At 67.4% G+C, this 21,878-nt stretch carries 24 protein-coding genes and 3 pseudogenes; 19 read left to right on the top strand and 8 right to left on the bottom strand.

Annotated elements, in window-relative coordinates; translation table 11 throughout:
- Window positions 1–146 precede the first annotated feature (146 nt).
- Both BN973_RS19605 and BN973_RS19600 read left to right on the top strand, forming a co-directional pair.
- On the top strand, window positions 147–689 hold the full coding sequence (locus BN973_RS19605; RefSeq protein ID WP_036470265.1) for an MTB12 family secreted protein: 543 nt from the start codon (window positions 147–149) through the stop codon (window positions 687–689).
- 47 nt (window positions 690–736) lie between these two features.
- A complete protein-coding gene (locus BN973_RS19600) occupies window positions 737–1,270 on the top strand; it encodes an MTB12 family secreted protein (protein WP_462138147.1) in 534 nt (177 codons plus the stop codon).
- On the opposite strand, the gene BN973_RS19595 is transcribed toward BN973_RS19600, so the two are convergent.
- From BN973_RS19595 to BN973_RS19585, 3 genes are all read right to left on the bottom strand, one after another.
- The gene (locus BN973_RS19595) at window positions 1,267–2,139 is read right to left on the bottom strand and encodes a sigma-70 family RNA polymerase sigma factor (RefSeq protein ID WP_036472743.1); all 873 of its coding nucleotides are present in this window, start codon (window positions 2,137–2,139) and stop codon (window positions 1,267–1,269) included. The two genes, BN973_RS19600 and BN973_RS19595, sit on opposite strands and share 4 nt — an antisense overlap.
- Window positions 2,136–2,732: a carboxymuconolactone decarboxylase family protein gene (locus BN973_RS19590; RefSeq protein WP_036470263.1), complete on the bottom strand. Its 597-nt coding sequence runs from the start codon at window positions 2,730–2,732 to the stop codon at window positions 2,136–2,138. The genes BN973_RS19595 and BN973_RS19590 overlap by 4 nt, the downstream gene beginning before the upstream one ends.
- Window positions 2,733–2,825: 93 nt before the next feature.
- The gene (locus BN973_RS19585; RefSeq protein WP_036470262.1) at window positions 2,826–3,167 is read right to left on the bottom strand and encodes a type II toxin-antitoxin system VapB family antitoxin; all 342 of its coding nucleotides are present in this window, start codon (window positions 3,165–3,167) and stop codon (window positions 2,826–2,828) included.
- 156 nt (window positions 3,168–3,323) lie between these two features.
- Between BN973_RS19585 and hrcA the strand changes: the two genes are divergently transcribed.
- The 9 genes and pseudogenes from hrcA (at window position 3,324) to era (ending at window position 11,923) form a co-directional block, all read left to right on the top strand.
- On the top strand, window positions 3,324–4,355 hold the full coding sequence (gene hrcA, locus BN973_RS19580) for a heat-inducible transcriptional repressor HrcA (RefSeq protein WP_036470260.1): 1,032 nt from the start codon (window positions 3,324–3,326) through the stop codon (window positions 4,353–4,355).
- A gap of 60 nt (window positions 4,356–4,415) precedes the next feature.
- A pseudogene (gene dnaJ, locus BN973_RS19575) lies at window positions 4,416–5,559 on the top strand (molecular chaperone DnaJ).
- A 95-nt stretch (window positions 5,560–5,654) separates the two neighbouring features.
- The gene (locus BN973_RS19570; RefSeq protein ID WP_051641366.1) at window positions 5,655–6,461 is read left to right on the top strand and encodes a 16S rRNA (uracil(1498)-N(3))-methyltransferase; all 807 of its coding nucleotides are present in this window, start codon (window positions 5,655–5,657) and stop codon (window positions 6,459–6,461) included.
- Window positions 6,462–6,516: 55 nt separating this feature from the next.
- Entirely contained in the window at window positions 6,517–7,575 is a 1,059-nt protein-coding gene (locus tag BN973_RS19565) for a PhoH family protein (protein WP_036470258.1), read from the top strand.
- An 18-nt stretch (window positions 7,576–7,593) separates the two neighbouring features.
- Window positions 7,594–8,127 (top strand): rRNA maturation RNase YbeY, encoded by a 534-nt coding sequence (gene ybeY / locus BN973_RS19560; RefSeq protein ID WP_036470257.1) that lies wholly within the window; start codon window positions 7,594–7,596, stop codon window positions 8,125–8,127.
- A gap of 53 nt (window positions 8,128–8,180) precedes the next feature.
- Window positions 8,181–9,404: a hypothetical protein gene (locus BN973_RS19555; protein WP_036470255.1), complete on the top strand. Its 1,224-nt coding sequence runs from the start codon at window positions 8,181–8,183 to the stop codon at window positions 9,402–9,404.
- A 5-nt stretch (window positions 9,405–9,409) separates the two neighbouring features.
- Window positions 9,410–10,714 carry a hemolysin family protein gene (locus BN973_RS19550; protein ID WP_036470254.1) on the top strand — a complete coding sequence of 435 codons (1,305 nt, stop codon included), beginning with the start codon at window positions 9,410–9,412 and terminating at the stop codon, window positions 10,712–10,714.
- A complete protein-coding gene (locus BN973_RS19545; protein ID WP_036470253.1) occupies window positions 10,707–11,027 on the top strand; it encodes a hypothetical protein in 321 nt (106 codons plus the stop codon). Before BN973_RS19550 ends, BN973_RS19545 begins: the two co-directional genes overlap by 8 nt.
- The gene (gene era, locus BN973_RS19540; protein WP_036470251.1) at window positions 11,024–11,923 is read left to right on the top strand and encodes a GTPase Era; all 900 of its coding nucleotides are present in this window, start codon (window positions 11,024–11,026) and stop codon (window positions 11,921–11,923) included. Before BN973_RS19545 ends, era begins: the two co-directional genes overlap by 4 nt.
- A gap of 103 nt (window positions 11,924–12,026) precedes the next feature.
- Here the strand turns inward: era and BN973_RS30650 are convergent.
- Window positions 12,027–12,252: pseudogene (locus tag BN973_RS30650) on the bottom strand (manganese catalase family protein); the annotation flags it as partial.
- Between the two features lie 117 nt (window positions 12,253–12,369).
- Entirely contained in the window at window positions 12,370–13,845 is a 1,476-nt protein-coding gene (locus BN973_RS19530; RefSeq protein WP_036470250.1) for an amidase, read from the bottom strand.
- A gap of 61 nt (window positions 13,846–13,906) precedes the next feature.
- Between BN973_RS19530 and recO the strand changes: the two genes are divergently transcribed.
- From recO to BN973_RS19515, 3 genes are read left to right on the top strand one after another with little or no spacing between them, the layout of a single operon-like run.
- A complete protein-coding gene (gene recO, locus BN973_RS19525) occupies window positions 13,907–14,704 on the top strand; it encodes a DNA repair protein RecO (protein WP_036470249.1) in 798 nt (265 codons plus the stop codon).
- Window positions 14,697–15,575, top strand: a complete 879-nt coding sequence (locus BN973_RS19520; protein ID WP_232232115.1) for a decaprenyl diphosphate synthase — start codon at window positions 14,697–14,699, stop codon at window positions 15,573–15,575. The genes recO and BN973_RS19520 overlap by 8 nt, the downstream gene beginning before the upstream one ends.
- Window positions 15,575–16,003 (top strand): hypothetical protein, encoded by a 429-nt coding sequence (locus BN973_RS19515; protein WP_036470247.1) that lies wholly within the window; start codon window positions 15,575–15,577, stop codon window positions 16,001–16,003. The genes BN973_RS19520 and BN973_RS19515 overlap by 1 nt, the downstream gene beginning before the upstream one ends.
- An 83-nt stretch (window positions 16,004–16,086) precedes the next feature.
- On the opposite strand, the gene BN973_RS19510 is transcribed toward BN973_RS19515, so the two are convergent.
- Both BN973_RS19510 and BN973_RS19505 read right to left on the bottom strand, forming a co-directional pair.
- Entirely contained in the window at window positions 16,087–16,476 is a 390-nt protein-coding gene (locus BN973_RS19510) for a Fur family transcriptional regulator (RefSeq protein ID WP_036472740.1), read from the bottom strand.
- A 49-nt stretch (window positions 16,477–16,525) separates the two neighbouring features.
- Window positions 16,526–16,924 (bottom strand): ArsR/SmtB family transcription factor, encoded by a 399-nt coding sequence (locus BN973_RS19505; protein ID WP_051641365.1) that lies wholly within the window; start codon window positions 16,922–16,924, stop codon window positions 16,526–16,528.
- A gap of 174 nt (window positions 16,925–17,098) precedes the next feature.
- On the opposite strand from BN973_RS19505, the gene BN973_RS19500 reads away from it, so the two are divergent.
- The 5 genes from BN973_RS19500 (at window position 17,099) to BN973_RS19480 (ending at window position 21,407) form a co-directional block, all read left to right on the top strand.
- Window positions 17,099–18,490, top strand: coding sequence for a glycine--tRNA ligase (locus BN973_RS19500; RefSeq protein WP_036470245.1), 1,392 nt, complete (start codon window positions 17,099–17,101; stop codon window positions 18,488–18,490).
- A gap of 155 nt (window positions 18,491–18,645) precedes the next feature.
- On the top strand, window positions 18,646–19,824 hold the full coding sequence (locus BN973_RS19495) for a PPE family protein (RefSeq protein ID WP_036470243.1): 1,179 nt from the start codon (window positions 18,646–18,648) through the stop codon (window positions 19,822–19,824).
- 648 nt (window positions 19,825–20,472) lie between these two features.
- A complete protein-coding gene (locus tag BN973_RS19490; protein ID WP_036470241.1) occupies window positions 20,473–20,733 on the top strand; it encodes a hypothetical protein in 261 nt (86 codons plus the stop codon).
- Window positions 20,734–20,798: 65 nt separating this feature from the next.
- Entirely contained in the window at window positions 20,799–21,095 is a 297-nt protein-coding gene (locus BN973_RS19485; protein ID WP_025735564.1) for a WXG100 family type VII secretion target, read from the top strand.
- Between the two features lie 27 nt (window positions 21,096–21,122).
- Window positions 21,123–21,407 (top strand): WXG100 family type VII secretion target, encoded by a 285-nt coding sequence (locus tag BN973_RS19480; RefSeq protein WP_036469090.1) that lies wholly within the window; start codon window positions 21,123–21,125, stop codon window positions 21,405–21,407.
- Window positions 21,408–21,467: 60 nt separating this feature from the next.
- On the opposite strand, the pseudogene BN973_RS31140 reads toward BN973_RS19480, so the two are convergent.
- Window positions 21,468–21,878: pseudogene (locus BN973_RS31140) on the bottom strand (TPM domain-containing protein); the annotation flags it as partial.

Here is a 21,878-nt window from a genome sequence, read left to right as displayed (position 1 = left end):
AATTCTGGGCTGCTACACAGGTTGCGCACAGATTAGTCAGCGTGATCCCGCGTAGCATCTGTCCCAAGGTGCACAATCACACCATCTACACCAGACAGGGCACTGGGTGACGTTCCGTCACATCGCTGCACTTCGAAGGGGGAATCATGAAATCGGTGCGAGCCGCAAGAGTCGTCGCCACCTGGGTGGCCGCCGCGGGCGCCGTCGGCGCCGCAGCCATCGGCGTCACCTCGATCGCGTCTGTTCCGGCGTCCAGTGCGGTCCAGCTGACCTCGGTCGGCGTGCCTTACGGACCGGCACTGCCGCAGGACCCACCGCCTGTGCCCGTCCCGGCGCCCGCCGCCGGCGTGCCGACCGCCGACCAGCTGACCGCGCTCCTCAACAGCCTCGCCGACCCCAACGTGTCGTTCACCAACAAGGGCAACCTGGTCGAAGGTGGCATCGGTGGAACCGAGGCACATCTTGCCGACCACGAGCTGAAGAAGGCCGCCAAGAACGGTGACCTGCCGTTGACCTTCAACATCACCAATATCGCGCCGGGGCCCGGTGGTACGGCCACGGCGAACGTCGCGGTTTCGGGCCCGAAGTTGCCGAACCCGGTGATGCAGAACGTCACGTTCGTCAACCAGGGCAGCTGGATGCTGTCGCGCTCTTCGGCGATGGAGCTTCTCCAAGCCGCCGGGCACTGACTACCATCCGGCAGGTTGGCCTCTAACGGTTCGGTGAAGGGGGAATTGTGAAATCCGTAGCCATGAGTGTGGCGGCCCTGGCCGTCGTCGGCGGCGCGGCCGTCGGCATCGCTTCCGTCGCAACGCCGGTCACTGCGGTGCAACTGGCCGCGGTCGGCGCGCCGTACGGACCGGCACTGCCGCAAGACCCGCCGCCGCCTCCACCCCCACCGCCGGTGCCGGGCCAAAACCTGCCGGCCGCAGACCAATTGGTGAATCTGTGCAATCAGGTCACCGATGCCGGTGTGTCGTACACGACCAAGAACAATCTGGTCCAGGGCGGTATCAGCCCGGACGAGGGCCACGTGGCCGACCACGACCTGCGCAAGGCCTACCGGAACGGGAACTTCCCGGAGACCTTCACGGTGACCAACATCGCGGCGGCCGGCCCGAATGCGGCCACCGCCGATGTCGCCATTGCGGGCCCGAAGTTCGCCGGCCCCGTCACCAAGAACCTCGCGTTCGTCAACGAGGGCGGCAACTGGATCATGCAGCACGACAGCGCCATCGCCCTGGTGCAGGCGGCCAGCGCGACGAACTAGCCGGACACCGCTTTCAGGTCGAGCCGGGCGATGCGCTCCGGGTCGGCCAGCACGTCGATCGCGGCAACCACGCCGTTGCGCACCACGAACGCCATGATCGCGGTGGGCCGGCCGGTCACGAAGACGACCGCGCCGGCCGCGCCGTTGATCGTCGCCGCGCGCACCTCGCGCCCGGGGCCCGCATAGCCGCGGGCCAGCCGGGCCACCGACGACGCCCCCTCGGCGCGGAAAAGCGCTGTGCCGGAACCGAAGTCACCACGCAGTACCACGTCGGGATGCAGCACCGACACCAGCCGGTCGAAGTCGCCCGAGCGGCCGGCCGCGAAGAAGGCGTCGACGGCCGCGCGCTGCGCGCCGATGTCGGCGTCGGGAAGCGGGTCCGCCTCCCGGATTCGCCGGCGTGCCCGGCTGGCCAGCTTGCGGGTCGCTGCCGGGGTGCGCTCGACGATCGGCGCGATCTGGTCGAACGGGACGGTGAACACGTCGTGCAGGACGAACGCCAATCGTTCCGCGGGTCCCAAGGTGTCCAGCACGACGAACAACGCCAGGCCCACCGCGTCGGCCAGCATCGCGCGGTGTTCGGGGTCGAACTCGCCGTCGGTGTCGACGATCGGATCCGGCAGCTGGGCGACCGGCTCCTCGCGGTGACGGGCGTGGCGGTCGCGCAACGTGTTCAGGCAGATGCGGGCCACCACGGTGGTCAGCCAGGCGTCGAGGTTGACGATGCCGTCGGCCGAAGTGCGGTTCAGCCGTAGCCAGGCCTCCTGCACGGCGTCCTGCGCGTCGTCGATCGAGCCCAGCATGCGGTAGGCCATGGCGCCCAACTGCGGCCGGGCTGCCTCGAAACGGGCTGTCAGCGCGGCGGTCACGCGCGGCCGGCGTCGGGCAGGGCGCACACCCGGTTGCCCGAGAAGCCGGACGAGCCGATGCCGAGCGCGAGGTTGAACCGGGCGCGCATGTTGCCCAGGTTGATGACATGGGTGAGGCCGACCAGCTGGGCTGTGTCGAAGTGGGGGCGCAGCGCGTCGAACAGCTCGTCGGTCACCTCGACCGGGGTGCGGCTCATCGCGGTGGCGTATTCGAGGATCAGCTTGTCGACATCGTCGAAACAGGTGGCGTTGCGGTAGTCGGCCATCGCGAGCAGCTCTTCGTCGGTGATTCCCCACTGGCGGGCGATCTGTGAGCCGAGGTCGATGCAGTACTCGCAGCGCACCGTCGTCGCCGCCTTCAACTCCGCCAGCGCGCGGTGGCGCGGGCTGAGTATGTCCAGCTTCGATTCGGCCTGCTCGAGCTTGCCGTAGGCGCTGAGCAGCCGCGGGATATGGGCATACATGCGCAGCGGTTCGAGCATGCCGGCCGTCTCCAGCCCGGCCATCTGCGCGAGCTTGCGTTTGGTGAAGAAGAAGGCGATCTTGGCGCCCAGGCTGGCGTCGCGGTCTGAGACTCCCTGAAGCCGGGACATGGCGTACCTCCCGAATAGTCGCGGTAGGGGCCCGGTGGAAAACCCCGTGGCCCTCACTACGTCGACACCCGACGACGTGCAAACGTGACCGGGCTAGTGCCCGAACGTCGAACCCGGCCCCTGGGTCTGTTGGCTCAGCGGCACATCCATGTCGTACACCCGGGCATGCAACACGGTGCGATTCCGCAGCGCGGCGCGCACCGCGCGGTGCAGGCCGTCCTCGAGATAGATGATTCCCCGCCACCGCACCGCGTGCGGGAACAGATCGCCGTAAAAGGTGGAGTCCTCCGACAGCAGCCGGTCCAGCGCCAGCACCGTGGTCGTGGTGACCAATTCGTCGAGCCGGATCTGCTGCGGCGGTATCTGGGACCAGTCCCGGTAGGACAGCCCATGTTCCGGATAGGGCTTGCCTTCTCGTACGCCCTTGAAAATCATTGGCGGGTCTGCTCCGATGCGTCGTCGAGGCCCTATGGATACCTGCTGGACAGGCTAGCCGCAAAGTTGTCGGCAGTGCGCGCCGTAGGCGCGCGCAACGAGGTCAGCGTGTCGTATGAGACCGTAAAATGGATGCGATCAAGGAGGTAGCAACCAATGGGCAGTGCTGACGAGCGTCGCTTCGAGGTGCTGCGCGCCATTGTCGCCGACTTCGTCGCCACCAAGGAACCCATCGGATCGAAGTCGCTCGTCGAGCGGCACAACCTTGGCGTGTCCAGCGCCACCATCCGCAACGACATGGCGGTGCTGGAGGCCGAGGGCTACATCACCCAGCCGCACACCAGCTCCGGGCGGGTTCCCACCGAGAAGGGCTACCGCGAGTTCGTCGACCGGATCGATGACGTCAAGCCGTTGTCGGCGGCCGAACGGCGGGCGATCCAAAGCTTTTTGGAATCCGGCGTCGACCTCGACGACGTGCTGCGCCGCGCGGTGCGGCTGCTGGCTCAGCTGACTCGTCAGGTTGCGGTGGTGCAGTACCCGACGTTGTCGACGTCGACGGTGCGGCATCTGGAAGTGGTCGCGCTGACGCCGGCCCGGCTGCTGATGGTGGTCATCACCGAATCCGGTCGGGTGGATCAGCGCATCGTCGAACTCGGCGACGTCATCGACGACCACCAGCTCTCGCAGCTGCGTGAGGTCTTGGGTCAGGCCCTGGAAGGCAAGAAGCTCTCCGCGGCTTCGGTCGCGGTGGCCGACCTCGCCCAGCAGCTGGGTGGCGCCGGCGGGCTGGGCGACGCGATCGGCCGGTCGGCGACGGTGCTGCTGGAATCGCTGGTCGAGCACACCGAAGAGCGCCTGCTGATGGGCGGCACCGCGAACCTGACCCGCAACTCCGCGGACTTCGGTGGCTCGCTGCGCTCCATCCTGGAGGCACTCGAGGAGCAGGTGGTGGTGCTGCGGTTGCTGGCGGCCCAGCAGGAGGCCGGCAAGGTGACGGTGCGCATCGGTCACGAAACGGCGGCCGAGCAGATGGCGGGCACGTCGATGGTGTCTACCGTGTACGGCACCATGGACACCGTGTACGGCGGTATGGGTGTGCTCGGACCCACCCGGATGGACTATCCGGGAACTATCGCCAGCGTGGCCGCGGTTGCTCTTTATATTGGCGAAGTCCTGGGTGCTCGATGATCGCGCACCCGCAGTGTTTGTGGACAGCCGCGTAACAGCGCGGCACAAGAAAGGTCAGGCGTGGCACGCGACTATTACGGGCTGCTGGGCGTGAGCAAAAAACGCCGGCGATGCGGAGATCAAACGCGCGTATCGGAAGCTGGCGCGCGAACTGCACCCCGACATCAACCCGGACGAGGCCGCGCAGGCGAGGTTCAAGGAGATCAGCGTCGCCTACGAGGTGCTCAGCGATCCGGAGAAGCGCCGGATCGTCGACCTCGGCGGGGACCCACTGGAGAACGGCGCCGCGGGCGGCGGATTTGGCGGTTTCGGCGGCCTGGGTGACGTGTTCGAGGCGTTCTTCGGCGGCGGTTTCAGCGGGGGCTCGACGTCTCGCGGACCCATCGGCCGGGTTCGGCCGGGCTCGGACTCGCTGCTGCGGATGCGGCTGGATCTCGAAGAGTGCGCGACCGGGGTGACCAAGCAGGTCACCGTCGACACCGCCGTGCTGTGCGACCGCTGCCAGGGAAAGGGCACCAACGGCGATTCCGCGCCGATCCCATGCGACACCTGCGGCGGTCGCGGCGAGGTGCAGTCGGTGCAGCGCTCCCTGCTGGGCCAGATGGTCACGTCGCGGCCGTGCCCCACTTGTCGGGGCGTCGGCGTCGTCATCCCCGACCCGTGCCATCAGTGCATGGGCGACGGGCGGGTGCGCGCCCGCCGCGAGATCAGCGTCAAGATCCCCGCCGGGGTCGGCGACGGCATGCGGGTCCGGCTTGCGGCTCAGGGCGAGGTCGGGCCCGGGGGAGGGCCGGCCGGTGACCTCTATGTCGAGGTGCACGAGCAGGCCCACGACATCTTCGTGCGCGACGGCGACGACCTGCACTGCACGGTGTCGGTGCCGATGGTCGACGCCGCCCTCGGTGCGACGCTCAAGGTCGACGCCATCCTCGACGGCACCAGCGAGATCGCGATTCCGCCTGGCACACAACCGGGTTCGGTCATCACGCTGCGCGGCCACGGGATGCCGCAGCTGCGCTCGACCACCCGCGGCGATCTGCACGTCCACGTCGAGGTGGTGGTTCCCACCCGGCTGGACGGCCACGACAGCGACCTGTTGCGCGAGCTGAAAAGCCGCCGCAGCCGCGACGTGCCGGAGGTCCGGTCGACGCACACCGCCGGCGGGCTGTTCAGCCGGCTGCGCGAGACCTTCACCGGGCGCTAGGCACAATGGCAGCCCGGTGAGCGTGGGGCCTATGGACGGATCGGAGCCGAATTTCGTACCTAGCGCCCACACTCGGCCTGTGCGGGGTGATTGACATGGTGGCGACGCTGTTCTACGTCGAAGCACTGCCCGACACCGGTGGGCTGGCCGTCGTCGAGGGCGACGAGGGGTTTCACGCCGCGACCGTGCGCCGGACCCGGCCCGGCGAGGAGTTGGTGCTCGGCGACGGCGCCGGACGCCTGGCGCGCTGCGTGGTCGAGCAATCCGGGCGCGACGGCCTACGGGCCCGGGTGCTGGACCGCTGGACCGTCGAAGTCGGCAAGCCGGCGGTGACCGTGGTGCAGGCGCTGCCCAAATCCGAGCGCTCCGAGTTGGCGATCGAATTGGCCACCGAGGCCGGCGCGGATGCGTTTGTCGCGTGGCAGGCCAACCGCTGCGTGGCCACCTGGCCGGGCGCGCGCGTCGAGAAGGGGCTGCGCCGCTGGCGTGCGGTGGTCCGATCGGCGGCCCGGCAATCGCGGCGGGCGCACATCCCGCCCGTGGACGGCGTGTTGCCGACAGCGGCGCTGGTCGCGCGGATCCGCGACGAAGTGGCCGCCGGCGCGGCGGTGCTGGTCTTGCACGAGGCGGCGACCGAGCGGATTGCCGACATCGCGATTGCGCAGGCCAACGCGATGTTCCTGGTGGTCGGGCCCGAGGGAGGCATCGCACCGGACGAGCTGGCGGCGCTGACCGACGCGGGCGCCGTCGCGGTGCGGCTGGGGCCGCAGGTGTTGCGGACTTCGACGGCCGCCGCCGTGGCCCTGGGCGCACTCGGCGTGCTCACCGCGCGATGGGAGCAAACCGTCGAGGTCGGGCCGCCCGGACCGCTTGCGGCTGACCAGACGGAGCCCTCGGCGTAGACTAAGTCATCCGAACTACCCCTGACGAGCCGAGAAGGCAGGCACCGGAAACCACGTGACGCCACGCGAGACCAACGCTGCTGACGCAGCTGGGGCCCTGCCGGCCGACGCTCAGGTTCGCAGCAGCATCGACATCCCTCCTGATCTCGTCGTGGGCTTGCTGGGTTCGTCAGACGAGAATCTGCGTGCGCTGGAACGCATCCTGAGCGCGGACCTGCATGTGCGCGGCAACGCCGTCACGCTGTCGGGCGAACCGGCCGACGTCGCGCTTGCCGAGCGCGCGATCTCCGAGCTGATCGCGATCGTGGCCAGCGGCCAGTCGCTGACCCCGGAAGTGGTGCGCCACAGCGTCGCGATGCTGCTCGGCACCGGCGACGAATCACCCGCCGAGGTGCTCACCCTCGACATCCTGGCCCGCCGCGGCAAGACGATCCGGCCCAAGACCCTCAACCAGAAGCGTTACGTCGACGCCATCGACGCCCACACCATCGTGTTCGGGGTCGGCCCGGCCGGTACCGGCAAGACCTATCTGGCGATGGCCAAGGCGGTCCATGCGCTGCAGTCAAAGCAGGTAAGCCGGATCATCTTGACCAGACCGGCGGTGGAAGCCGGTGAGCGCCTTGGCTTTTTGCCGGGCACGCTGAGCGAGAAGATCGATCCGTATCTGCGCCCGCTGTATGACGCGCTGTACGACATGATGGAGCCCGAGCTGATCCCGAAGCTGATGTCCGCCGGGGTCATCGAAGTCGCGCCGCTGGCATACATGCGCGGGAGAAGCCTCAACTCCGCTTTCATCGTCCTCGACGAGGCGCAGAACACCACCGCCGAACAAATGAAGATGTTCCTCACCCGACTGGGGTTCGGGTCGAAGATGGTCGTCACCGGGGATCTCACCCAGGTGGACTTGCCGGGCGGCGCCAAGTCCGGCCTGCGGGCGGCGGTCGAGATCCTCGAGGACATCGACGACATCCATGTCGCCGAGCTGACCAGCGTGGATGTGGTACGCCACCGGCTGGTTTCGGAGATCGTCGACGCCTATGCGAGGGTGGAGGAATCCAACTCGGGCATGAATCGGGCGGCTCGGCGGGCATCCGGCACCCGAAATCGCCGATGATGGTGCGGTGAGCAGACCATGACGATCGAAGTGTCCAACGAATCGGGGATCGACATCTCCGAAGCGGAGTTGGTGAGCGTCGCGCGGTTCGTCATCGCCAAGATGGACGTCAACCCTGGGGCAGAACTATCGATGGTGCTGCTGGACACCGCGGCGATGGCCGACTTGCACATGCGCTGGATGGACCTGCCCGGCCCGACCGACGTGATGAGTTTCCCGATGGACGAGCTCGAGCCCGGCGGCCGTCCGGACGCGCCCGAGCCGGGGCCGTCGATGCTGGGCGATATCGTGCTGTGCCCGGAATTCGCGGCCGAGCAAGCCGCCGCGGCGGGCCACAGCCTCGCACATGAGTTGGCGCTGTTGACAATTCACGGTGTACTGCACTTGCTCGGCTACGACCACGCCGAGCACGACGAAGAGAAGGAGATGTTCGCCCTGCAGGGGCGACTTCTCGAAGAGTGGGTAGCCGACCAGGTCGAGGCGTACCACTACGACCGGCAGGACGAGAGAGATCGCCGGTTGCTGGACAAGTCAAGGTATTTCGACAATTGAGCCCTTTGAAGCAAGCTCTGAAGAGAGCACTCTGGATCGCGGTTTGCGCCGCGATGGCTTTTGCGCCGTCGGTGGTGCTGGCCGCCGCGACCGGTGTGGCACAGGCGTCTCCGTGCGCCGGCGAGGGGTCAAACCCGGTGTCCTGCCAGCACTGCCTGTTCTACGTGAACGCGTATCACACCGCGAACGTCTGCAACGCCCCCGCGCCGCGGCCCGCCCCGGCACCGACGAGCACCCCGGTGTACATCCCGGAGCCACCGCCGTTGCCGCTGCCGCCGAGTCCCACCCGCCCGGCGCCGACGCCGGTGCAGACCCCGAAGATCAATCCGCAAGCCCCGGGTGCGCCGAGAAACGTCGGGGTGGTGGTGCCGCCGAAGAAGCTGGATGCGCCCCCGCAGGCGGTCGCGGCGGCCAAGGCCGCACCCGCGGCGCGGCTCAATCCCGCTGACCCTCCGAAACCGCCGACCTCGACGGACTTCAACCAGCAGGTGCAGAACGTCATCAGCGCCCACAGCGAGAACATCGACCAGATCAGGGCCGACAACAAGGTGCTCGTTCGGCCGCGGCACTGGGACTTCGTCGACTACGACGAGTATCACCGCCCGACCCTGTACAACCCGCTCAGCCAGGCGATGACCTTCCGCTACAGCTACGACGGTGCCTCCCGTGATGCCTACCTTCCGGCCGGCGGCCGGATCGTGCTGGATGCCGGCACCGTCGGCCTGGTCCCCTTCACCGTGGTCGGCGAGAGCTATCTGGCGGCGGGCAGCTTCTACGGCGGGGCGTTCGTACCGCCGCCCAATTTCGCCGGGCCGCCGCCGCCGGAGTACGCCGCGCCGGCGCCCCCGACGCTGTACCAGAACGTGTTGGCCGACGTCCCCGCCGACAACCAGATCGTGCAAGTCGGCCAGGTGGCGGTGGTAGGCCGCGACGAAAGCCAGCCCGTGGGTAGCCAAGACAGCTTCCTGCTCGACGACACCACCGTGGCCTGGGGCCAGGTGGTCGATCCCACCAGCGGGGTGCAGATCAGGGTGAGCAAGACCCAGTCGTTGCCGGGCTTCGGGCCGACCGACAACGGCGACTTCCTGGTGGCGCTGGCGGTTCGCGGGGACCAAACCCAACCCGCTCAGCCCGCCCCGCCCGCTCAGCCCTGGTGGCCGTGGGCGGTGCGGTACGGGTTGCTGGTGCTGGCGGTCGTCGTCATCGCCGGGTTGCTCAATCGTCGGGCCAAAAACGACGACGCCGGTAAAGAGTCCGCGACCGAGTCAAGGCATTAGCGGCGTTGACCGGGATATCTCAGCTGCTCGGCGCGCTTGCGTTGATCGTTCTGGGTGGGGTCTTCGCGGCGATCGATGGAGCCATTAGCACGGTGTCGCTGGCTCGGGTGGCCGAGCTGGTCCGCGATGAGCGCCCCGGCGCCCGGTCCCTGTCGAAGGTGATGGCCGACCGGCCGCGCTATATCAACCTGGTGGTGCTGTTGCGCATCACCTGCGAGGTCACCGCGACCGTCCTGCTGGTGGTCTTTCTTTACGACAACTTCGGCCTGAACTGGGCGGTCTTCGGCGCCGCGACCATCATGGTGCTGACCAGCTTCATCGTCATCGGCGTGGGCCCGCGGACCCTCGGCCGTCAGCACGCGTATCAGATCTCACTGGTGTTAGCCATTCCGCTGCAAGTGGTTTCGTCGCTGCTGATGCCGGTCAGCCGGCTGCTGGTGGTGATTGGTAACGCGCTCACCCCGGGCCGCGGCCTGAGAAACGGGCCGTTCGCGTCCGAGATCGAGTTGCGCGAAGTCGTCGACCTGGCCCAGCAGCGCGGCGTCGTCGCGGCCGACGAGCGCCGGATGATCGAGTCGGTGTTCGAGCTCGGCGACACCCCGGCGCGTGAGGTGATGGTGCCGCGCACCGAGATGATCTGGATCGAAAGCGACAAGTTCGCCAGCCAAGCGACCAACTTGGCCGTGCGCAGTGGCCATTCCCGCATTCCGGTGATCGGTGAGAACGTCGATGACATCGTCGGTGTGGTGTATCTGAAAGACCTTGTCGAGCAGACATTCTTGGCCGCCGACGGCGGCCGGGACATCAAGGTGGCGCAGGTGATGCGCCCGGCGGTGTTCGTGCCGGACTCCAAGCCGCTGGACGCGCTGCTGCGTGAAATGCAGCGCGACCGCAATCACATGGCGCTGCTCGTCGACGAGTACGGTGCGATTGCCGGTCTGGTCAGCATCGAAGACGTGCTGGAGGAGATCGTCGGCGAGATCGCCGACGAGTACGACGAAGCAGAAGTGGCGCCGGTAGAAGAATTGGGCAACAACCGCTTTCGGGTGTCGTCCCGGCTGCCCATCGAAGACGTCGGCGAGCTCTATGACGTCGAATTCGACGACGATCTCGACGTCGACACGGTGGGCGGCCTGCTGGCGCTGGAATTGGGCCGGGTTCCGCTGCCCGGCGCCGAGGTGGTCTCGCACGGCCTGCGGCTGCGCGCCGAGGGTGGCCCCGACCATCGCGGACGGGTGCGCATCCACACGGTGCTGCTGAGCCCGGCCGAATCGGAGGATCGCGAGTTCGAGAGCACGCATCATGGCTGAGCGACTCGACGCCGAGGACGCCAAACTGGTGGTGTTGGCGCGCGCCGCGATGGCCCGCGTCCAGGCCGGCAGCGCAGCCTCGGTGCGAGATGCCGACGGTCGCACGTATGCGGCTGCGCCGGTGGATCTTTCGGCACTGCAGCTCACCGGACTGCAGGCGGCGGTGGCCGCGGCGGTATCCAGCGGGGCGACGGGCTTGGAGGCCGCCGTGCTGGTGGCGGGGTCGGCCGACGACCCGGGCATCGCCGCGGTGCGCGAGCTCAGCCCGACCGCGGCGATCATCCTGACCGACCGCGCCGGTACTCCGCTATGAGCGAATTCCGTTCGGGCTTCGTCTGTTTGGTGGGCCGGCCGAACACGGGCAAGTCGACACTGACCAATGCTCTGGTCGGCACCAAGGTGGCGATCACCTCGAAACGCCCGCAGACCACTCGCCACACCATCCGCGGCATCGTGCACCGGGAGAACTTCCAGATCATCCTGGTCGACACCCCGGGTCTGCACCGGCCGCGCACCCTGCTGGGCAAGCGGCTCAACGACCTGGTCCGCGATACCTACACCGAGGTCGACGTGATCGGCCTGTGCATCCCGGCCGACGAGGCGATCGGTCCCGGCGACCGCTGGATCCTGGACCAGATTCGTTCGGTCGCACCGAAGACCACCCTGGTCGTCATCGTCACCAAGATCGACAAGGCGCCCAGGGATCGGGTGGCCGGGCAGCTGGTCGCGGTCAGTGAACTCGTCGAGGGTGCGGCCGAGATCGTCCCGGTGTCGGCGGTGGCCGGCACCCAGGTCGACGTGCTGATCGACGTGCTGGCCGCGGCGCTGCCGCCGGGACCGGCCTATTACCCCGACGGCGAGCTGACCGACGAGCCCGAAGAGATCCTGATGGCCGAGTTGATTCGCGAGGCGGCTTTGGAGGGAATTCGCGACGAGCTTCCGCATTCACTGGCCGTGGTGATCGACGAGGTCAACCCGCGGGAGGACCGCGACGACCTGATCGACGTGCACGCGCTCCTCTACGTCGAGCGGGACAGCCAGAAGGGCATCGTCATCGGCAAGGGCGGGACGCGGCTGCGCGAAGTCGGGACGGCGGCGCGCGCGCAGATCGAGAAGTTGCTGGGCACCAAGGTCTATCTCGACCTGCGGGTGAAGGTCGCCAAGAACTGGCAAAGCGACCCGAAACAGCTTGGACGACTGGGTTTTTAGCGATAGCACGTCTCGCGGCCTCGGCCGCCGCCCGGCGGTACGAATGGTGTGCAAAACTATTGAGCCCGTCTTAGCGTCGCGAGCCCGGTACCACTCACCGACCGATCTTCAGGTCGTCGCTGAGTCCGTCGAGCAGCATGGTGATCATCGATCCGACCATCTCGAGATGGCTGAACTCTTCGGTCGCGATGTCCATGAACAGGTCGTACATCATGGGGTTCTTTGGCGCAGCACGAATGCCTGGGTAAAGACTGCAGCGCCGCGGTGAGTTCACCGTTGGCGCCCCCGAATTGCTCCGTGAGCAACGACGCGAAACGTGGGTTTGCCAAACGCGGTTATCCAGGTACCGATATTGACCGTTTGCGTGTGCCGACCGCGGGTACCGGTCCTGCGCCCGATAGCGCCAAAGTTTTTCTCAACAGCGTGATTTGGGTGCCGAGAAGTCGCTAGTCGTGCGGACGGAAGTGGTCGTGCTCCCACCACACCTTCGGCTGCTTGGCGGCCCAGCCACAGACAGCCTCCAACTCGGCGGCCAGCGAGATCAGCATGCCCTCGCTGTTCGCCGGGCCCATCAACTGCACACCGATCGGCAAGCCGTCTTCGGTGAACCCGGCCGGTACGTTGATCGACGGCCACCCCAACACATTCCACGGCCAGGTGGCCGGGCATGCCTTGATCATGGCGCGGTCGGTGCCGAAGCCGCTCAGCCGGTCGAAGGATCGAGCCAGCGGCGGTGGCTGCGCGGTCGTCGGGGCCACCACCACGTCGACGATGTCGAAGATCGAGCCCACCCGGCGCTGCAGCGCGGCCTCGTGCACGCGCGCGTTGCGCAGGATCGCCTGCCCCAGGACATGCCCCATCCGCAGGTTGGACAGGGTGCGTGGGTCCAGGACGACGCCATCGCCGAGGCGCTCCTCCCATTCCCGCAGTCCCGCAGTCGATCTGGCCAAGAAGTCCCACCCCAGCCGCACGCCGTAGTCCGGGTTCCCGCTCACCACCGTGTGACCGAGCAACTGGAGCTGCTCGCCCACGGCGCGGGTCGCGGCCAGGATCTCGGGATGCAGCTTGGCCCGAAAAAAGGTGTACGCGAAGCGGGTTGACAGCGCGATGTTCAGCGGCCCGGGTGCGATGCTGACGTAGTCGGACGCCCGCAGCGGGGGCGGCTTGTGCCGGTCGCCCTCGACATTGCCCGACGCCGCGTCGAGCACCAGCGCCGCGTCGGCCACCGTGCGCGCCAACACGCCGTTGACCGTGATCCCGTTGAACGACTCCGGCAGCGGCCAGGTCGAGATGCGGCCGCGCTGCGGCTTGATGCCGACCAGGTGCGTCCAGGCCGCCGGGATGCGGATGCTGCCGGCGCCGTCGGAGCCGATCGCGGCGGTGACCAGACCGGCGGCCACCGCGGCCGCGCTGCCACCCGACGATCCGCCCGGGGTGTGCCGCCGCGACCACGGGTTGCGGGTGTGCCCGAACCCGGGCCCGCTGGTGAACGGCCACTGACCCAGCTCGCAGGTGTTGGTCTTGCCGACGATCACCGCTCCGGCGGCCTTGAGGCGGCGCACCACCTCGGAGTCCTCGGTGGCGGGTCGGACGTAGCCGTCGGTGCCGAAGGCGGTGGGCACGCCAGCAACATCGACGTCGTCTTTCACGGCGATCGGGATGCCCAGCAACGGCGCCGTGTCGCCGGCGGCGCGGCGCCGATCGGCCTCGGCCGCGGCGGCCAGCGCCGACTCCGTCAGCACCACCCGGAACGCGTTCAACGTGGACTGGCTGACGTCGATCGCGTGCAGCGAACGGCGTACCAATGTCTCGGACGTCACCGAGCGGCTGTTCAGCTGATAGAGCAGGTCAGTGAGTGTGGGCAGGCGCGCGCCGCGGGATCCGGATACGGACCCGGAAGGGGACCCAGGAGCGCCAATCACGGGGTACGAGACTATCGGCGCGGATCCCCGCGATGTCGCGGCGGGGTGCAAAACTATTGAGATGCGGCTGTATCGAGACCGAGCGGTAGTGCTGCGCCAGCACAAGCTCGGCGAAGCCGACCGGATCGTCACGCTGTTGACCCGTGATCACGGGTTGGTCCGCGCGGTGGCCAAGGGGGTGCGCCGCACCCGCAGCAAATTCGGCGCGCGGCTGGAGCCGTTCGCGCACATCGATGTGCAGCTGCATCCCGGCCGCAATCTCGACATCGTCACCCAGGTCGTTTCGATCGACGCGTTCGCCACCGACATCGTCAGCGACTACGGCCGGTACACCTGCGGGTGCGCGATGCTGGAAACCGCCGAGCGCCTCGCCGGTGAGGAGCGGGCGCCCGCCCCGGCGCTGCACCGGCTCACGGTGGGCGCGTTGCGGGCGGTGGCCGACGGACGTCGCCCCCGTGACCTGCTCCTGGACGCCTACCTGCTGCGCGCCATGGGCATCGCCGGCTGGGCGCCGGCGCTGACCGAGTGCGCCCGCTGCGCCACGCCCGGCCCGCATCGGGCATTCCACATCGCCGCCGGGGGCAGTGTCTGCGGCCACTGCCGTCCCGCCGGCTCGACGACACCGCCGCTGGGCGTGCTGGAGCTGATGTCCGCGCTTCACGATGGCGATTGGGAGGCCGCCGAGGCGACGCCGCAATCCCACCGCAGCCATGTCAGCGGATTGGTGGCCGCGCATCTGCAATGGCATCTGGAACGCCAGCTCAAGACGTTGCCGCTGGTGGAGCGCAATTATCGGGTCGACCGCACCATCGCCGATCAGCGCGCCGCGCCGATCGGGCAGGATGAGGCCTGTGGCTAAGAACCACGACCGCGACTTCCCGCAACTGCCCGCCGCGCCCCAGGACTATCCGACCTTTCCCGACAAGTCGACCTGGCCGGTGGTGTTCCCTGAGTTGCCGCCCGCTGCGAACGGCGGCCCGAGCCGGCCACCCCAGCACATTTCGAAGGCCGCCGCGCCGCGCATCCCGGCGGATCGGTTGCCCAACCATGTGGCCATCGTGATGGACGGCAATGGCCGCTGGGCCACCCAACAGGGCCTGACCCGCACCGACGGCCACAAGGCGGGAGAGGCGGTCGTCATCGACGTCGTCTGCGGGGCAATCGAAATCGGGATCAAGTGGCTCAGCCTCTACGCGTTCTCCACCGAAAACTGGAAGCGGTCCCCCGAGGAGGTCCGCTTCCTGATGGGCTTCAACCGCGACGTGGTGCGGATGCGCCGGGTGAACCTCAAGACGATCGGGGTCAAGATCCGCTGGGTGGGGTCACGGCCGAGGCTGTGGCGCAGCGTGATCAACGAGTTGGCGATCGCCGAGGAGATGACGAAGGGCAACGACGTCATCACCGTCAACTATTGCGTGAACTACGGTGGCCGCGCCGAAATCGCCGACTCTGCAAGGGAAATCGCGCGTTTGGCGGCCGCGGGCCGGCTGAACCCGGAACGCGTCACCGAGGCGACGGTGGCGAATCACCTGCAGCGGCCCGACATCCCCGATGTGGATCTGTTTTTGCGGACCTCGGGGGAGCAGCGCTCCAGTAATTTCATGCTGTGGCAGGCGGCCTACGCCGAGTACATCTTTCAGGACAAGCTGTGGCCCGACTACGACCGTCGCGACCTGTGGGCGGCCTGCGAGGAATATGCGGACCGCAACCGACGGTTTGGGAGCGCCTGATGCCATCGCTGCAAGAACGTCTGGGCTCGATCCTGCGCGACGTGCTGCATGTCGAGGACGAACCCGACGGCGGCCTGACCGTGCACCACGACGGCACCTTCGCGTCGCTGCGGGTGGTCAACATTGCCGAGGGCCTGGACCTGGTGTCGCTGACCCAGGTCGTGGCGTGGGATCTGCCGCTGACCAAGAAGCTCAGCGATCAGGTGGCCAAGCAGGCGCACGACAGCAACTTCGGGAATGTGACCGTCGTCGAAAAGGTCAGCGAACAGGCCGCGGCGCGCAACTCCGGCAAGGGTGCATCCAAAACCGCGGACGTGATGCTGCGGTACAACTTTCCCGGCGCGGGCTTGGCCGATGACGCCCTGCGCACCCTGATCCTGCTGGTGCTCGATACCGGCGCCCAGATGCGGCGCGTGCTGACCGCCTGAGCGGCTGGCCGTCAACCGCAGCCCGAGCGCCCCGCCAGCCGGGCGTCGGGTGCCGAGCGCCCGGCTGGCCGGGCACTACCGCGTCAGCGGCAGTCCGAGCAGGTGCCGAAGATCTCGATGGTGTGGCTGACGTCGGAGTAGCCGTGCTTGGCGGCCACCTGCGACGCCCACTCCTCGACCTCGTGGTCGCCCACCTCGATGGTGGATCCGCAGTGCCGGCACACCAGATGGTGGTGATGGTGCTCCGAGCAGCGCCGGTAGACCGATTCGCCCGTGTCGGTGCGCAGCGTGTCCACCATTCCCGCCGATGCCATGGACTGCAGCGTCCGGTAGACCGTGGTCAGCCCGATGTTCTCGCCGCGGCGGCGCAGCTCGTCGTGCAGCTCCTGGGCCGAGCGGAATTCGTCGAGAGTCTCCAGCAGCGTGGAAATCGCCGCCCGCTGACGGGTGGAACGGACGCTTGGCCCTGTCATTTGCGCCACTCCTCCTCATCGCTGCGCTCTGCATCGTCGACGGCGCGCGTCATGGTGTGTCCTCCCTGGCATGGTCGACGGCGTCGACGACGATGTGCGCCAGGTGGTGGTCAGCCAGGCGGTACAGCACCTCGCGGCCGGAGCGCTCCCCGGCGACCACTCCCGCCGCCTTGAGAATCTTCAAATGCTGGCTGACCAGCGGTTGCGGCACGCCCAGCGCGTCGACCAGCTCGTGCACACAGCGTTGGGATTCGTGGAGTTGCAGCACGATGGCGATCCGTACGGGTGCGGCCAGCGCGCGCAACAGCTCACCGGCGGCATCGAGGATTTCGCGCGCCGGCGGCTCCGGATACTCGGCGAACGGAGCATGCTCGCCGCCGCCTGCCTCGCCGTGCCGGTGGGAAACCAGATCCGACGATGAGGCCGGCGATGAGGAGGACATCACCATGTGAGCGTCATCTCCTCGAGAAGTGCCGGGTACGTGGAGTGCCCACTATAGGGAACGACTTCCACTGTCACATGCATGATGACGCATGTCAAAGACCACGGCCCGGTCGATACCATTGCTGATGTTTCGCGGGCGACGATTCGCCGCCCCGCCTCTTCAGTCATCCGAAAGGGAGTGGACCACCCCGTGGCGTCCGTCATCGAAACCGTCGTCAACCTGGCCAAACGACGCGGATTCGTCTATCCCTCCGGTGAGATCTACGGCGGCACCAAGTCGGCGTGGGACTACGGGCCGCTGGGTGTGGAACTCAAGGAGAACATCAAGCGGCAGTGGTGGCGCGCCGTGGTCACCGGCCGCGACGACGTCGTGGGACTCGACTCGTCGATCATCCTGCCGCGGCAGGTGTGGGTGGCCTCCGGCCACGTCGAGGTGTTTCACGACCCGCTGGTGGAGTCGCTGATCACCCACAAGCGCTACCGTGCCGACCACCTGATCGAGGCCTACGAGGCCAAACACGGGCACCCGCCGCCCAACGGGCTGGCCGACATCCGCGACCCGGACACCGGCGAGCCCGGCCAGTGGACCGAGCCGCGCGCATTCAACATGATGCTCAAGACCTACCTCGGTCCGATCGAGACCGAGGAGGGGCTGCACTATCTGCGGCCCGAGACCGCGCAGGGCATCTTCGTCAACTTCGCCAACGTGGTGACGACCGCGCGGCGTAAGCCGCCGTTCGGCATCGGCCAGATCGGCAAGAGCTTCCGCAACGAGATCACCCCGGGCAACTTCATCTTCCGGACCCGCGAATTCGAGCAGATGGAGATGGAGTTCTTCGTCGAGCCGTCGACCGCTAAGGACTGGCATCAGTACTGGATCGACACCCGCCATCAGTGGTACACCGACCTCGGCATCAACCCGGAAAACCTGCGCCTGTACGAACACCCCAAAGACAAGCTGTCGCACTATTCCGACCGCACCGTCGACATCGAGTACAAGTTCGGTTTCCAGGGCAACCCGTGGGGTGAGCTGGAAGGCGTCGCCAACCGGACCGACTACGACTTATCAACGCACGCAAAGCATTCCGGTGCCGACCTGTCCTTCTACGACCAGGTCAGCGACACCCGGTACACGCCGTACGTGATCGAACCCGCCGCCGGCCTGACGCGGTCCTTCATGGCGTTTTTGATCGACGCCTACGCCGAGGACGAAGCCCCCAACGCCAAGGGCGGTGTGGACAAGCGCACCGTGCTGCGACTCGACCCGCGCCTGGCGCCGGTCAAGGCGGCGGTGCTGCCGCTGTCGCGGCACGCCGACTTGAGCCCCAAGGCCCGCGACCTGGCCGCCGAATTACGCAAGTCCTGGAACATCGAGTTCGACGACGCCGGCGCGATCGGGCGCCGCTACCGGCGCCAGGACGAGGTCGGCACGCCGTTCTGCGTGACGGTGGATTTCGACTCGCTCGAGGACAACGCCGTCACCGTGCGCGAACGCGACGCCATGACGCAGGAGCGGGTGGCAATGGACGCGGTGGCCGACTACCTGGCGGTTCGGCTCAAGGGCGCCTAGCAGACCGGCGAACCGGCCATTTCGACGAACCGGGCCATTTTGGTGTAGTGCTGCCCTACGATCCGGCCTTAGTCTTATACGCAGTGTCCAGTCGCTGTGACTGTCGGGGTGCAGCTGTAAGGCCGTACAAACGGCTGGTCGTGTCGAGGTAGTAGATGGTTCTGGATTTTGCGTTCTTCCCGCCGGAGATCAACTCGGCCCTGATGTACGGCGGTGCCGGCTCGGGGCCGCTGTTGGCCGCTGCCGCTGCCTGGGACGGATTGGCCGCCGACATGTGGGCGTCGGCGTCGTCCTTCGACTCGGTGGTGTCGGGCCTGGCGTCGAATGGGCAATGGACGGGTCCGTCCTCGGAGTCGATGACGCAGGCGGCCGCGCCCTATCTGCAGTGGCTGCACACGGCGGCCGCGCACGCCTCGATGTCGGCCGTGCAAGCCCGGGTGGCGGCGATGTCGTACGAGTCGGCGTTCGCGGCGACGGTGCCTCCGGCGGCGATCGCCGCGAACCGTATCCAGCTGATGACCCTGATCGCGACGAACTTTCTGGGCCAGAACACCGCCGCAATCGCGATGACCGAATTCGAATACCTGCAAATGTGGCTGCAGGACGTGATGGCCATGTTCGGCTATCACGCCGGGGCGCAATCGGTGATGTCGGCGTTGCCGTCGATCACTGCGGCGCCGTCGAGCTTGGCGGGGTTGTTTACCACCCCGCTGAGCACGTTGGCATCGCAGTTCGCCGGGGCGCTGTCGTCGGTGGGTGGGCAGATATTCGGGCCCGGATTCTCGTCGGCGGTGACCGCGATTCAGACCGCGCTGACCCAAGTCGGGTCGATCGTCACCTCGGCGCCGGTGTCGTCGCTGATGTCGGTGGCCCAGATCGGGATGTATCCGGCGACCGCGTTGACGGCGCCGATGATGGCGCTGACACAAGGCACCGCGCCGGTGACCTCGTTGGCCGGTGCGACCAATATGGCTGCCACCGGTGCGGCCCAAACCGTCGGTTCGACCGCACCGGCGATGCGGGTGATGAGCGGCGACGGAAGCTGGGGCTCGTCGATTTCGGCCAGTCTGGGTAGGGCGCGGTTGGTCGGCGCGATATCAGTGCCGCCGGTCTGGCAGGGCTCGACGCCTGCCCCGATCGTCAGCTCCGCGATGGTGGGGGCGGGTACGTCCGGCGCCGTGGCGGAGCCGGTCGGATCCACCAGCGGCGTGCCGATGCCGGCGCGGGCGGCCGCGGGTCATGACAAGCCGGCCGAAATGGTGGGGCGCGCCGGAACCAGCGCGACGCACGTCGTGCAGTCCCGGCCTAAGGTGGTGCCGAGAAAGGGCGCGTAAGGGGGCTTCAGCGGCCTGGGTGCAATTGCTCGGGCGGTCATACGAATGAATCGGACATGTCGTAAATTTCTCGACATGTTGCGAACTCGTATTCATCGGTTACACGCTTAATCAAACTATTAGGTACGGTTTGCGGTCGCGAATGATTGCGACGCCCGCAATGTTCGGCAGAAAGACGCGTCCCGGGGGGTGGCCCGATCGTTGGGTGCGGGTCCTGCGCTGTGGTTCGACGAGCCTGCAGCGGTTGCCATTGCGTTGTCGTCGCGCGGCGCGGCCCGCCACGCACGCACCCGCCACATGACCGCAGAACCCCTGCCGAGCAACAAATTTCGCGCTGACGACAACGGCCGGATATGCAAGCGCTCCGCTTGAACGGCGCGGTCGGTCGATGCCTCGATCGACCGGTTCGGCGACCGCGGCGCCTGGTTACCGCGCGGCTGAATTTTCGTGATTAACGGCGACGAAAATCAGAAATTTCCAACAATTGTCCTGGGGCTTGCTTTACTATGAAAAATACTCGGCGGCGATTTGTGCGCCGTTGGGGTCTGTGTGAACAGAGTTTCGGGTGTGGAAGGGGGCATCATGCTTTTGCCTCTTGGTTCACCTCTGCCGGACGATTCGGTCGTGGCAGTTCGGGGTGAGTCAGGCATGCTCGGTCGCTTGACGGTTCCGCTCAGTTGGGGCGTGGCCGTTCCGCCGGACGACTATGACCATTGGGCACCGGAGCGCGAAGAGCTCTCCGATGCCGAGGTCGAGGCGACCGACGGGCCGGATTCAGAGGCGGCTGCCGAAGGCATGAGCGAGAAGAAGGAATGGGGGCATTGGAACGAATGGGGAGGCGACGCCGAACCTCGTTTCGAAGTGCCACGAACCAGCAGCGTGGTACCGCATTCACCAGCAGCTGGTTGAGAGCGACGGTCGGCCAACGGGTCGGCCGTCGCTGGGTTCAGTCCGCTACCTAAGGAAGAGGAAGTATGGCAACACGTTTTATGACGGACCCGCACGCGATGCGTGCGATGGCGGGCCGTTTTGAGATGCACGCGCAGACGGTGTCGGATGAGGCTCGCAAGATGTGGGCGTCGTCGATGAACATCGCCGGTGCGGGCTGGAGTGGTCAGGCCCAGGCGACCTCGTACGACACCATGGGTCAGATGAACCAGGCGTTCAACAACATTGTCAACATGCTCCACGGCGTGCGTGACGGACTCATCCGTGACGCCAACAACTACGAGACGCAAGAGCAGGCCTCGCAGCAGGCCCTCAGCCACTAGCCACGAAAGCACTTGGAGACGTAGACAATGTCGATCAATTACCAGTTCGGAGATGTCGACGCGCACGGCGCGTTGATCCGCGCGCAGGCCGCTTCGTTGGAGGCCGAGCACCAGGCCATCGTGCGCGATGTGCTGGCCGCCGGTGACTTCTGGGGTGGCGCCGGTTCGGTTGCCTGCCAGGAGTTCATCACCCAGTTGGGGCGCAACTTCCAGGTGATCTACGAGCAGGCCAACCAGCACGGGCAGAAGGTGCAGACCGCGGGCAACAACATGGCCAGCACCGACAGCGCCGTCGGGTCCAGCTGGGCCTAACAGATCCCGAGCGGTAGGGGCGTGCCGAGAAATCGGTGCGCCCCTACTGGCGTGCGGGGCTCAGAACCGTCCACCGCCGCCCATGAAGCCGCCGTCGGAACCGCCCGGCGACGAGTTCGACGAGCCGCCGAACGACGTGGAGCTCCAGCCGCCGAATCCGCCGTGCATCCCTCCGCTGAGCAGGTCGCCGAGGATGATCCCGCCCAGCATCGCGCCGGTGTCGCTGCCGCCGACGCGGGCGTAGGCACGCTGAGCCGAGACCACGTCCGAGTTGGCCAGCGACTGCGCGTTTGGCCGCCAGGGTCGACGCCGCGTTTGGCGTGGGCGATCGCCTCGGCCGGGTTTGGTCGACCTTTCCGGCATGCGCGGCCTGGAGATGCCGCTGGGCCTTCGGCGAGCCGGGTGCGAGCGTCGGGCCCGACGCTTTGCCGCGACGGGTGTCGATGTACTCCGAGACTCCGCGCACCCGCG

The sequence above is a fragment of the Mycobacterium triplex genome (genome assembly GCF_000689255.1).
GTDB classification, from domain to species: domain Bacteria; phylum Actinomycetota; class Actinomycetes; order Mycobacteriales; family Mycobacteriaceae; genus Mycobacterium; species Mycobacterium triplex.
Note: the sequence above shows the minus strand (reverse complement) of the source record. Positions and strands in the feature narration are given on the sequence as shown.